This window comes from Enterobacter cloacae complex sp. IR5459, from assembly GCF_049238005.1.
Lineage (GTDB): Bacteria > Pseudomonadota > Gammaproteobacteria > Enterobacterales > Enterobacteriaceae > Enterobacter > Enterobacter hormaechei_C.
Genome location: NZ_JBMKIG010000002.1, coordinates 404240 through 416514, shown reverse-complemented (window position 1 = coordinate 416514; position 12275 = coordinate 404240). Strand labels below are relative to the sequence as shown.

The window sequence follows — 12275 nt, the reverse complement described above, 5'->3', positions numbered from 1 at the left end:
GCACAGCTCTGATGCTACACTGTTTTCAGTCCTCATTACCTCATCAAATAAATTATGACTACCGCTGATTTCAAACGCCCTAAACTAGAACTCCCAAACGGGGCTGATAAACTGCTGCTGCACTCCTGTTGCGCTCCGTGTTCTGGTGAGGTAATGGAGGCGATCCAGGCCTCAGGGATCGACTACACCATCTTCTTCTACAATCCGAACATTCATCCGCAGAAAGAGTATCTGATTCGTAAGGATGAGAATATTCGCTTTGCCGAACAGCACGGCGTACCGTTTATCGATGCGGATTACGATACAGATAACTGGTTTGAGCGCGCCAAAGGCATGGAATGGGAACCCGAGCGCGGCATTCGCTGCACCATGTGTTTTGACATGCGCTTTGAGCGGACTGCGCTTTACGCCGCTGAAAATGGCTTCAACGTGATTAGCAGCTCACTGGGCATCTCTCGCTGGAAAAATATGCAGCAAATCAACGACTGCGGTCAGCGAGCCGCCGCCCACTATCCGGGTATGGTCTATTGGGACTATAACTGGCGGAAACAGGGCGGTTCGTCGCGCATGATTGAAATCAGCAAGCGCGAGCAGTTCTACCAGCAGGAATACTGCGGCTGCGTTTATTCACTGCGTGACAGCAACCTGCACCGCAAATCCCAGGGCCGTCCTCTCATTCAGATCGGTAAGCTTTACTACGGTAAAGAAGACGACCAGGCCTGATTTTATGTCACGCCCTCTGTGGCGTGACCGCCTTCCTGTGCATTCCTCTAACAATTGCATGCCCCACCCGGCACGAACAGTAATTTTTAGTCATGAGATGGCTGAAAGTCGATCTGGCATCGAAGCCTGCTGAACGCTCTTAACCGTCATTCATCAAACAACGTTGTCCTTTGTGTAAGGCCGACTCAGTGAGCCGTTATATAAGGCTCCTTCACAAACTCCGCTAACAACCCAGCAGTTGCTTACAGAGCGTAGAAAATGTCACCGCATCGTCCATTTCCACCAGTACGCTCACGTACGCCGCACAGGTGCCAGCCAGTTCAAAGAGATCCGCAGAATCGGGAAGTTGCAGGTGAAGAAGGTGATGAACAGCGCTTTCTTCAGCGTGTACGTATGAAAATCCAGGGGTAGTCGCCATTTAGCATCCTCGTTGTCCAAAAAAAATGTCATGTCATGCTAACGGGTTCCTACGCCCGGTTACGGATGTGCCGCAACGCAGGCACTTTACGACCGCGGAGAAGGGATGAAAAGGGATGCCCCTGAATTACATAAGGTTGCTTAAAAGTTTGCGAGGCGGCTTCCAAAGGGCATTGCCGGGTGGCGGCTGCGCCTTACCCGGCCTACAAAACCGCCAACAAGCCAACCAACCCGCGACACGAACCGTAGGCCCGCGCAAGCGCAGCGCCGCCGGGCACAGCCACACCGTAGCTACCCCTCGCTCATCATCGCCAGAAACCGCTTCACCGTCCGCGAACGCTCAAAACGCCGCCAGCAGAGCGCGATATCGGTATAAAGCTCCGGTGAGCGCAGCGCATGGTAGGTGACATTCGGCGGAGAAATAGCGGCCATGGATTTCGGCACCAGCGCGAATCCGCCGCCCGCGGAGACCATGCTCAGGGAAGAGGAAAGTTGTGAAGATTGCAGCGTGTGTTGCATATCGATCCCGGCCCGCTCGCAGCTGCCGTAAACGCGGTCATACAGCCCCGGCGCGACCTCCTGGGGAAACAGCACCACCGGCGTATCCCGCAGCTCCTCCAGCGCCAGATCGCCACACGCCGCCAGGGGATGATCGCGATGCAGCGCCACCACCATCGGCTCCCGGTCGAGGATTTTTAGCTCGAACACCTTGCTGCTCTCGCACGGCAGGCGCACAAAGGCGATATCCAGCTCACCCTCCGCCAGCATCGTCGTCAGCGACGACATATTGGCTTCCACCTGGTGAACCTGCACCGCCATGTTCTGTACCTGAAACTGGCGTATCAGGGCGAAGATTTTGGGATGAAAAGCATCTGAACTGGTGATGCCAATCGACAGGCTGCCGTTCAGCCCGCGCGCGATGCCCCGGGCTTTCTCCAGCGCGGCGTCGCTCAGCGCCAGGATCTTACAGGCGTCCTCATAGAAGGCTTCTCCCGCCTCGGTCAGCTCCACGCCCCGCGTCAGGCGCCTGAACAGCGGCGTGCCCACTTCCTCTTCGAGCCGTTTGATCTGCTGACTCAGAGGAGGCTGTGAAATACCCAGCGCTTTGGCCGCCCTGGTGAAGTGTCGCTCGCGTGCTACCGCGACAAAATAGCGCAGATAACGAAGTTCCATATCAAAAACGTCTCAAACCAGCATGGATTCTATATTGGAACTCTCTGCTGAATCGGGTCAACATTTATTTAACCTTTATAAATAAAGTTGAAGAGGACGGGCATGATGATGCATTCATCTGCATGCGACTGTGAGGCGAGTTTATGCGAGACCCTGCGCGGGTTCTCGGCTCAGCATCCTGACAGCGTGATCTATCAGACATCGCTAATGAGCGCCCTGCTAAGCGGCGTCTACGAAGGGGAGACCACCATCGCCGACCTGCTGGCGCACGGCGATTTTGGGCTCGGTACCTTTAACGAGCTGGACGGTGAAATGATTGCCTTCAGCAGCCAGGTGTACCAGCTGCGCGCCGACGGCAGCGCCCGCGCCGCGAAGCCGGAGCAAAAAACGCCGTTCGCGGTGATGACCTGGTTCCAGCCGCAGTACCGCAAAACCTTCGACGGGCCGGTCAGCCGTCAGCAGATCCACGACGTGATCGACCAGCAAATCCCCTCCGATAACCTGTTCTGCGCGCTGCGCATCGACGGCAATTTCCGCCACGCGCACACCCGCACCGTACCGCGCCAGACGCCGCCGTACCGGGCGATGACCGACGTGCTGGATGACCAGCCGGTGTTCCGCTTTAACCAGCGCGAGGGCGTGCTGGTCGGGTTCCGCACCCCGCAGCATATGCAGGGGATAAACGTGGCGGGCTATCACGAGCACTTTATCACCGACGACCGACAGGGCGGCGGCCATCTGCTCGACTATCAGCTGGAGAACGGCGTGCTCACCTTCGGCGAAATCCACAAGCTGATGATTGACCTGCCCGCCGACAGCGCGTTTTTACAGGCCAACCTGCACCCCAGCAACCTTGATGCGGCTATCCGCGCCGTCGAAAACTAACAGGAGAACTACCGTGAACAGTGAAAAACAGTCACGTCAGTGGGCGCACGGCGCCGATATGGTTGTCGGCCAGCTGGAAGCGCAGGGTGTGAAGCAGGTGTTCGGCATACCGGGCGCAAAAATCGACAAGGTCTTTGACTCCCTGCTGGACTCCTCCATCGAGATTATCCCGGTGCGTCACGAGGCGAACGCGGCGTTTATGGCGGCGGCAGTGGGGCGGTTAACCGGCAAGGCCGGAGTCGCGCTGGTCACCTCCGGGCCGGGCTGCTCCAACCTGATCACCGGCATCGCCACCGCCAACAGCGAAGGTGACCCGGTGGTCGCGCTGGGCGGGGCGGTGAAGCGGGCAGATAAAGCGAAGCTGGTGCACCAGAGCATGGATACCGTCGCCATGTTCAGCCCGGTGACCAAATACGCCGTGGAGGTCAATTCGCCTGACGCGATTGCCGAGGTGGTGTCGAACGCGTTTCGCGCTGCCGAGCAGGGCAGGCCGGGCGGGGCGTTTGTCAGCCTGCCGCAGGATATTGTCGACCAGCCCACCACGGGGGCGATTTTACCCGCCAGCACTGCGGCGCTGATGGGCCCGGCGCCGGAGTCAGCCATCAACGAGGTGGCGAAGCTTATCGCGAAGGCCAAAAACCCGGTCATCTTACTCGGCCTGATGGCCAGCCAGCCCGCCAACAGCGCCGCGCTGCATAAACTGCTGGAGAGAAGCCGTATTCCGGTCACCAGCACCTATCAGGCCGCCGGGGCGGTGAATCAGGAACACTTCACCCGCTTCGCCGGACGCGTCGGTCTGTTTAACAACCAGGCGGGCGATCGGCTCCTGCATCTGGCGGATCTGATCATCTGTATCGGTTACAGCCCGGTGGAATACGAGCCGTCCATGTGGAACAGCGGCGACGCCACCCTGGTGCACATTGACGTGCTGCCCGCCTATGAGGAGCGCAAGTATGTTCCCGATCTGGAACTGGTTGGGGATATTGCCGCCACGCTGAATTTGCTTGCCAGCCGAATCGAGCACAAGCTTGAACTCAGCCAGCGCGCCTCGGAAATTCTTGTCGATCGCCAGCATCAGCGGGACCTCCTCGACCGTCGCGGCGCATCGCTTAACCAGTTTGCCCTGCATCCGCTGCGCATCGTGCGCGCCATGCAGGACATCGTGAACAACGACGTGACGCTCACCGTCGACATGGGCAGCTTCCACATCTGGATCGCCCGCTACCTCTACAGCTTCCGCGCGCGTCAGGTGATGATCTCCAACGGTCAGCAGACCATGGGCGTGGCGCTGCCGTGGGCGATTGGCGCGTGGCTGGTCAACCCGGGGCGCAAGGTGGTGTCGGTCTCCGGGGACGGCGGCTTTTTGCAGTCGAGCATGGAGCTGGAAACCGCCGTACGCCTCAACGCCAATATTCTGCACATCATCTGGGTGGATAACGCCTACAACATGGTGGCCATCCAGGAGGAGAAAAAATATCAGCGTCTCTCCGGCGTGGAGTTCGGCCCGGTCGATTTCAAAGCCTATGCCGACGCGTTCGGTGCGAAAGGCTTTGCCGTCGAGAGCGCCGATGCGCTCGAACCGACGCTGCGTGCGGCAATGGATGTCGATGGCCCGGCCGTGGTGGCCATTCCCGTCGACTACAGCGATAACCCGCTGCTGATGGGCCAGCTCCATCTCAGCCAGATTTTGTGAATCAATATAAGGACAGAGAAATGCAAAAAGTGGCTCTCGTAACCGGCTCCGGCCAGGGGATTGGCAAAGCGATCGCGCTTCGCCTGGTGAAGGATGGTTTTGCCGTTGCTATTGCGGATTATAACGAAGAGACGGCGAAAGCGGTCGCGGATGAGATCACCCGCAACGGCGGGAAGGCCGTCGCCGTGAAGGTGGACGTCTCTGACCGCGAGCAGGTGTTCGCGGCGGTGGAAAAAGCCCGCACTGCGCTGGGCGGTTTTAACGTCATCGTCAATAACGCCGGGGTGGCGCCGTCCACGCCCATCGAATCCATCACGCCGGAGATTGTCGACAAGGTCTACAACATCAACGTGAAAGGGGTGATCTGGGGCATTCAGGCCGCAATTGACGCCTTCCGCAAAGAGGGGCACGGCGGCAAAATCATCAACGCCTGCTCCCAGGCGGGCCATACCGGCAACCCGGAACTGGCGGTCTACAGCTCCAGCAAGTTCGCGGTGCGTGGCTTAACCCAGACCGCCGCGCGGGATCTCGCGCCGCTGGGGATCACCGTTAACGCCTATTGCCCGGGCATCGTCAAAACGCCGATGTGGGCGGAAATCGACCGTCAGGTCTCCGAGGCGGCGGGTAAACCGCTTGGCTACGGGACGGAAACCTTTGCCAAACGCATTACGCTTGGCCGTTTGTCCGAGCCGGAAGACGTGGCCGCCTGCGTCTCTTACCTCGCCGGGCCGGATTCCGACTACATGACCGGTCAGTCGCTGCTGATTGATGGTGGGATGGTGTTCAACTAAATACACAATACTAAAAAGCTCTGACATGAACTTTCCCCTGCTCCCGTGCAGGGGCTTTTTTTTGTCTCGTCAGCCATTGTGCATTACACTGCGCGCTGCAAAACTTTAGTCTTGAGATCTGACAGGCGGTAACAGCGATGAACGGTACAATCACAACGTGGTTTAAAGATAAAGGCTTTGGATTTATCAAAGATGAAAACGGCGACAACCGCTACTTTCATGTGATTAAGGTCGCCAACCCTGATCTGATTAAGAAAGATGCGGCGGTGACCTTCGAGCCAACCACCAACAGCAAAGGCCTTTCCGCGTATGCGGTGAAGGTGATCCCCGAAAGTAAGCACCTCTATATTGCAGGCGAGCGCGTGAAGCTTACCTCAATTAAATCCTTCGTGGTGTTCAGCGAAGAAGAGCCCGTTGATACTAAAATCGACAAAGAGAACGCGGTGCTGTCGGTGGGGCTGCTGATGAACAGCATCAAACCAAAAACCGAGAAAAAGCCGGGCGAAATGCGCACGGTGAAGAAGCTGGCGATCACTACCTTCCAGAACACGACGCTGATCTTCACTGAAGATGAGATCGACATCGATGCCACGGTGAAGCTGCTGAAGTAACGTTTTGCCGGGTGGCGGTTACGCCTTACCCGGCCTACAAAATGCGTGCGGCACTCGCCGCCGCACGGTTTACCCCATCCTGTGCTCGCCCCGCAACATTGCTTCACGGTCAAATACCCGCTGGATCTCCCCGTGCGCCATAAATGCCGCCCGGTCGGACATATGCGCAATCACGTCCGCATCGTGGCTCACCAGCAGGTAGGTCATGCCGTGCTGCGCCTTCAGGCGGTTGAGCAGGTTCAGAATCTCCGCCTGTACCGACATATCCAGCGCCGAGGTCGGTTCATCCAGCAGCAGAAGCTGCGGGCGCAGCAGCAGCGCGCGGGCAATGGCCACGCGCTGACGCTGTCCGCCGGAAAGCTGATGCGGGTAACGCCTGCCCGCGTCGGCAGCCAGCCCCACCTGTTGCAGCGCATCCGCCACTTTTTCGGCAACCTGGCTTTCGCCGTGGATGTTTAACGGCTCCGACAGGGTGCGGGCAATGGTGTGGTTCGGGTGCAAAGACGCCCACGGATCCTGGAACACCATCTGCACGTTGCGGCGAAGCGCGCCTTCAAAACGTCGTCCTGGCCGTAAATTTTCCCCGAGGACGGAAATGTGGCCATTCCACTCGGGCAGCAGCCCCGCCAGCACGCGCAGAAGAGTCGATTTGCCGCAGCCGGATTCACCGATCAGGCTGAAGGTTTCACCTTTTTCGATGGCAAAACTGGCGGCGGAAACCGCCGTTTTTTCACCAAAACTCACCCGGAGCTGGTTAACCTCAACGAGTGCCATTGTCGTCCTCCTTCCACGGTTGCGAACGGTCGAGCGTCGGCAGCATCTTGCCAAACGTCCCGGCGTTCGGGCGGCAGGTCCAGAGCGTGCGCGTGTAGGGATGGGTTGCCTGCGGCAACTGGCTCGCCGCCATTTCATCAACGTTCTCACCCTGATACATCACCAGCACGCGGTCGCAGTGTTCCGCGACGAGCGGCAAGTCGTGGCTGATTAACAGCATCGCCATCTGCCGCGCCTCGCACTGCTGTACCAGCAGCTCCAGGATCTGGTTGCGCAGGCGTGCGTCCAGCGCGGAAGTCGGTTCGTCGGCGATCAGCACCTGCGGGTTGTTGACGAGCGCAATGGCGATCATCACGCGCTGGCCCATGCCGCCGGAAAGTTCGCCGGGATAGCGCTGGAGCACGTGCTCGTTCAGCCCCACGGCGCGGATGATATCGTGAATGCGCGCCAGTCGTTCGGCGCGGGGCAGGCGCTGATGGAGGGTCAGCGCCTCATCAAGCTGGGCGGAGACGGTTTTCACCGGGTTTAGCGCGTAGCGCGGGTCCTGTAGAACCATCGCTATGCCGTTGCCGCGCAGCGCCTGCCAGCGGCGGCTGTTCAGGGTCAGCAGGTCGTTGCCAAGCACGTTAAGCCGCTTAGCGCTCACGATGCCGGGCTTGCGCACCAGCCCCATCAGGGCGCGGGCAGACATGGACTTGCCGGAGCCGGATTCTCCCACCAGCGCCAGCCGCTCTTTGCCCAACGTAAAGCTCAGGTTGTTGACCACGCGCGCGGCGGGGTAGTCGATATTCAGCGCATCGACGATGACGCGGTGTTCAGTCATGCTGTGGCTCCAGTACGTCGCGCAGGCCATCGCCCAGCAGGTTAAAGGCCAGGCTGGCAAACAGAATCGCCCCGCCTGGAATGGCGGCAATCCACCACTGGTCAAAAATGACCTGCATGCCGTCGGCAATCATCGCGCCCCATTCCGCCATCGGTGGACGCGCGCCCAGACCAAGGAAGCCCAGCCCGGCAGCGGCCAGAATAATCCCGGCCAGATCCAGCGCCAGTCGCACAATCGCGGAGGGCAGGCACAGGGGCAGAATATGGCCGACCAGCAGGCGCGGGCCGCGAATGCCCATCATCTCCGCGGCGGCCAGATAATCGCTGTGGCGCAGACGCTGGATTTCACTGCGCGCCTGGCGCGCATAGGCAGGCCAGGTCGTTAAGGCCAGCGCCAGCGCGCCGTTGACCAGCCCCGGGCCGAGCATCGCGACAAACGCGAAGGCGAGGATCAGGCGCGGCATCGACATCACCACGTCGGTAAAGCGCATCAGGATGCGCTCCATCCAGCCGCCGTAGTAGCCTGACAAAATCCCCACCAGCAGACCGGCGGGGAGGGTAATAACGGTGACTAAGGCCACCAGCCCCAGTGCCGGACGGGTGCCGTAGATTAATCGGGAGAGCAGATCCCGCCCATAGCTGTCAGTACCCAGCCAGTGCTGCGCGTTGGGCGGTTGCAGACGCGCGGCGGCGTCCTGCCAGTTGGGATCCTGCGGCGCAAGCCACGGCGCGAACAGGGCAATAAGCACCAGCAGCGCGATGGCGATCAGCCCGCAAAACGCGGCAGGGGAGCGGCGCAGGCGGCGTAAGAAGAGATAAAACGGCATTAGCGCACCCTGGGATCGGTCGCCCGCACAAGCAGGTCGGTAAGGTTATTGATCAGAACAAAGCAGACGCCAATCAGCAGCGTGCCGCCCATCACGGCGGTGGTGTCACCGGCGAACAGGGCCGTGGTGAGGTAGCGCCCGATGCCCGGCCACGAGAAGACGGTTTCGGTTAATACCGCGCCCTCCAGCATGCTTGTGTAGGCCAGCGCAATCACCGTCAGCAGGGTGCTGCGAATGTTCGGCAGCACGTGACGCAGCAGGATGGTCATCTCTCCGGCGCCCTTGGCGCGGGCGAGCAATATGTACTCTTTGTTCATCTCGCTCAGACAGGCGGAGCGCGTCAGGCGGGTGATACTTGCCAGCGAGTAGTAGGCCAGCAGCAGCACCGGTAGCACCAGGTGGCTGATGGCGTTGCGGAACGCCTCGCGGTCGCCGGAAAGCCAGGTATCTACCAGCGCAAATCCGGTTCGTGGCTCGACGGTGAATTGCCAGATGTCGTCCAGCCTGCCGGGGCCAGCGCTCCACTGTAGTTTCGCGTAGAACATAGCCAGCATCAGCAGGCCGAGCCAGAATATCGGCACCGAATTGCCGAGCAGGGTGAGCGTTCTGATCGCTAAGTCCAGTGGCGAACCGGCGTAGCCGGCGCACAGCACACCCGCAATCACGCCGAGTACTGTGCCGATAATTAGCGCCAGCGTTGCCAGTTCCAGCGTGGCGGGAAAGGCGTGCAGCAGGTCCTGCAATACCGGCTGACCGGTAGCGCTGGCGGTGCCTAAATCCCCGTGAGCGAGGTTTTGCAGGTAGTGCCAGAACTGCACCGGCAGGGGCCGATCCAGCCCAAGCTGGTGGCGTACCTGATCGTAAGTGGATTGGCTGGCGTGATCGCCGACGATCTGCAATACGCGATCGACCGGGGAAAAGGCAGAGAGCGCAAACGTGACCAGCAGTAGCCCGAACAGCGTGAGCAGGAGAGTCAGCAGACCCTGAAGCATGCGGGTGGAAAGATGTGGCATGGGAAAATCGTTATCCTGAAAATATGCACGAACGACCCCCTCTCCCACGGGAGAGGGAGAGGGGGGAAAAGCTACTTCATAACGCGATCGTACCAGACCATATCCGCGTTCAGCCCCTGCTGATACCCCTTGACGTTATCGCGCACCACGATCTGAGTTTTGCCCTGGTCAACGAACACGTACGGCGAGGTATGCTGTAACTGTTCCTGCATCTTCTTATACAGATCCAGACGTTTCGCCGGATCCGGCTCGGCAACCGCCGCCAGCGTGGCCTTGTTCAGCTCCGGGATTTTCCAGCCGTTCAGACCGGCCACGGTGCTGGACTTCCCGTCGTTCCACGCGAAGGCGCTGGCGTTGGAGTGCGCATCGAAGTAATCCGGGATCCACAGACGAATCGCCGCCTGATGCTGCTTAGCGCGCACGCGGGCGTACACCTGGCTACCCGCAGCGGGCAGCAGATCCACCTTCACGCCACCCTGAGCAAAGCTCGCCTGCATGGATTGCGCGATGGTGATGAACGGTGGTTTATTCTCCACGTCCAGCGTGAAATGCGCGTCTTTGATGCCCGCCCTGGCGAGGATCGCTTTTGCTTTTGCCGGGTCAAACGTGAACGGATTGTCCTCCAGCGCGCCCGGCAGGCCGACCGGCAGGAAGCTCTGATGAACAAAATACTGGCCTTTCAGCAGGTCTTTGGTGATGCCTTCATAATCCACCAGCCAGCGCGAGGCTTCCCAGAACGCTGGATTATTCAGCAGCGGGTTAGCGCTGTTGCCGGTGTTAAACACCAGATAGTTTTGCTCGGCAGAAGGGATGCTAAGCACCTTCACGCCCGGCTTGCGGCTGAGGGCGCTTATCTGGTCTGCACCCAGATCGCGCGCCACGTCCGCATCACCCTGCTGGATCAGCAGGCGGCGGGAAGCGGGATCGGGGACGTTTTTAATGATGATGCTTTTAAGCTTCGGCGCGCCGCCGGGCGCGGATTCGTTGGCTTCCAGCACGATGGCCTGATGCGGCTGGTAAACGCGCATTTTGAACGCGCCGCTGCCCGCAGAGTGCATTTTTAACCACGCGTTGCCGAAGTCGTTATCCTTCACGTTCGCCGCAACCTGTTTTTCATCGACGATTGAGGCAATCGGCGTGGAGAGAATATTCAGCGCCACCGACGGGCTAACGTCGGCCGTCCAGTGAAGCGTGAGGGTATGGTCGTCCACTTTCTTTAGCTGGCTGGCGATGTTGCTGGCGTCCCAGCCCAGTACGTTGAGGATAAACGCCGGGGATTTGTTCAGCGTCACGGCGCGGGTATAAGAGAAGATCACGTCTTCCGGGCGCAGCGGGTTGCCGGAGGAGAATTTCGCATCGGGTTTAAGCTTGATGGTCAGGGTTTTTGCTGTCGCGTCCGCGTCCCAGCTTTCTGCCAGAACCGGCGTGATTTTTTCCGGATTATCGCGGTCCGGCTGTACCAGACGCTGGTACAGGCTCGGCACGGTCTGGATGCTGGAAAGCTCGTTGGCTTCGGCCGGGTCAAGGCTCACGATATCATCCAGACCCTGGGCGACAACCAGCGTGTTGGGCGGGGTAGCGGCGTGAGCAGCGCTTGAGAGCGCAGCCAGCACCAGTAACGGCAGCAGTTTTTTAGTCATAGCGATCCCTGAAGAAAATATATTGTGATTGTTTTATGCACCGTTACGGTAGGCTGGCTGAGGATTTCCTCAAAGTCGAAATTCTGCTTTGCTTATGCCATCCGGGAATAACGCATTCGGTCTGGTTATGAGTCACCTCTCTTTTCGTTCGCTTTTTAACCTGCTATAACAAAATCCTTACCTTTCAGGGAGTCACTGCCGTGCCCGAAATCAATCAACATGGTCAAACCGTTAACGATATTGTCCCGGACTGGAAATGCGCCCGCGCGTTAACCCGTACTCTGCTCACCGGCCAGTATTGCCGCCTGGAGCCGCTGGATGCTGACCGCCATTCGGCTGATTTGTTTGAAGCCTATGCGCTGGGTGACGACAGCGACTGGACGTGGCTTGCCAGCACCCAGCCTGTGAGCGTTGAGGCCACTGCGCACTGGGTGCTGGGAAAGGTGCTGGATGACGACCTGGTGCCCTTTGCCGTTATCGATCTGCGCACCGAAAAGGCGGTAGGGCTGGTCAGCTATATGGCGATAGAACGCTTTCAGGGCTCGGTTGAGATCGGCCACGTCACCTGGTCGCGCAGAATGAAGGGCACCCGCGTGGGTACCGAAGCGGTGTGGCTGCTGCTGAAAAATGCCTTTGAGCATCAATATCGCCGGCTGGAGTGGAAGTGCGATTCGATGAACATCGCCTCACGCAACGCGGCGGAGCGGCTGGGGTTTGTCTGGGAAGGGCGACTGCGCCAGAAGCTGGTGCGCAAAGGCCGCAACCGCGACAGCGATATGCTCTCGATTATTGACGGCGAATGGCCGGAAAAGGATGCGGCTCTGCGGGCCTGGCTGGCAGCGGAGAATTTTGACGGGGAAGGGCGGCAGGTCAGGCGGTTAGAGGAATTTCGGACGTAAAAGCCTT

General features: G+C 59.4%; 13 protein-coding genes. 6 read left to right on the top strand and 7 right to left on the bottom strand.

Going from position 1 to position 12275, the window contains the following annotated elements; genetic code table 11:
- Positions 1-54 precede the first annotated feature (54 nt).
- Entirely contained in the window at positions 55-723 is a 669-nt protein-coding gene (locus tag ACOTX4_RS05435; protein ID WP_023296073.1) for an epoxyqueuosine reductase QueH, read from the top strand.
- A gap of 223 nt (positions 724-946) precedes the next feature.
- Here the strand turns inward: ACOTX4_RS05435 and ACOTX4_RS05430 are convergent, their stop codons facing one another.
- Both ACOTX4_RS05430 and ACOTX4_RS05425 read right to left on the bottom strand, forming a co-directional pair.
- On the bottom strand, positions 947-1141 hold the full coding sequence (locus ACOTX4_RS05430) for a hypothetical protein (protein ID WP_023315576.1): 195 nt from the start codon (positions 1139-1141) through the stop codon (positions 947-949).
- 290 nt (positions 1142-1431) lie between these two features.
- Positions 1432-2313 (bottom strand): LysR family transcriptional regulator, encoded by an 882-nt coding sequence (locus ACOTX4_RS05425; protein WP_022650550.1) that lies wholly within the window; start codon positions 2311-2313, stop codon positions 1432-1434.
- A gap of 105 nt (positions 2314-2418) precedes the next feature.
- On the opposite strand from ACOTX4_RS05425, the gene budA reads away from it, so the two are divergent.
- From budA to ACOTX4_RS05405, 4 genes are all read left to right on the top strand, one after another.
- The gene (budA, locus tag ACOTX4_RS05420; RefSeq protein ID WP_003858848.1) at positions 2419-3198 is read left to right on the top strand and encodes an acetolactate decarboxylase; all 780 of its coding nucleotides are present in this window, start codon (positions 2419-2421) and stop codon (positions 3196-3198) included.
- 13 nt (positions 3199-3211) lie between these two features.
- Positions 3212-4891: an acetolactate synthase AlsS gene (alsS, locus tag ACOTX4_RS05415; RefSeq protein WP_003858847.1), complete on the top strand. Its 1680-nt coding sequence runs from the start codon at positions 3212-3214 to the stop codon at positions 4889-4891.
- 20 nt (positions 4892-4911) lie between these two features.
- Complete coding sequence (locus ACOTX4_RS05410; RefSeq protein WP_003858846.1) at positions 4912-5682, top strand: (S)-acetoin forming diacetyl reductase; 771 nt, start codon at positions 4912-4914, stop codon at positions 5680-5682.
- A 137-nt stretch (positions 5683-5819) separates the two neighbouring features.
- A complete protein-coding gene (locus ACOTX4_RS05405) occupies positions 5820-6293 on the top strand; it encodes a cold-shock protein (RefSeq protein ID WP_032608799.1) in 474 nt (157 codons plus the stop codon).
- Positions 6294-6362: 69 nt separating this feature from the next.
- Here ACOTX4_RS05405 and ACOTX4_RS05400 read toward each other — a convergent pair whose 3' ends face one another.
- From ACOTX4_RS05400 to ACOTX4_RS05380, 5 genes are all read right to left on the bottom strand, one after another.
- The gene (locus ACOTX4_RS05400) at positions 6363-7067 is read right to left on the bottom strand and encodes an ABC transporter ATP-binding protein (RefSeq protein WP_045332421.1); all 705 of its coding nucleotides are present in this window, start codon (positions 7065-7067) and stop codon (positions 6363-6365) included.
- A complete protein-coding gene (locus tag ACOTX4_RS05395; protein WP_023315580.1) occupies positions 7054-7890 on the bottom strand; it encodes an ABC transporter ATP-binding protein in 837 nt (278 codons plus the stop codon). Before ACOTX4_RS05395 ends, ACOTX4_RS05400 begins: the two co-directional genes overlap by 14 nt.
- Entirely contained in the window at positions 7883-8716 is an 834-nt protein-coding gene (locus ACOTX4_RS05390) for an ABC transporter permease (protein ID WP_003858839.1), read from the bottom strand. The genes ACOTX4_RS05395 and ACOTX4_RS05390 overlap by 8 nt, the downstream gene beginning before the upstream one ends.
- On the bottom strand, positions 8716-9729 hold the full coding sequence (locus tag ACOTX4_RS05385) for an ABC transporter permease (RefSeq protein ID WP_045332419.1): 1014 nt from the start codon (positions 9727-9729) through the stop codon (positions 8716-8718). The genes ACOTX4_RS05390 and ACOTX4_RS05385 overlap by 1 nt, the downstream gene beginning before the upstream one ends.
- 71 nt (positions 9730-9800) lie before the next feature.
- The gene (locus ACOTX4_RS05380) at positions 9801-11369 is read right to left on the bottom strand and encodes an ABC transporter substrate-binding protein (protein ID WP_045332418.1); all 1569 of its coding nucleotides are present in this window, start codon (positions 11367-11369) and stop codon (positions 9801-9803) included.
- 200 nt (positions 11370-11569) lie between these two features.
- Between ACOTX4_RS05380 and ACOTX4_RS05375 the strand changes: the two genes are divergently transcribed.
- On the top strand, positions 11570-12268 hold the full coding sequence (locus ACOTX4_RS05375) for a GNAT family N-acetyltransferase (protein ID WP_003858833.1): 699 nt from the start codon (positions 11570-11572) through the stop codon (positions 12266-12268).
- The last annotated feature ends 7 nt before the right edge of the window (positions 12269-12275 follow it).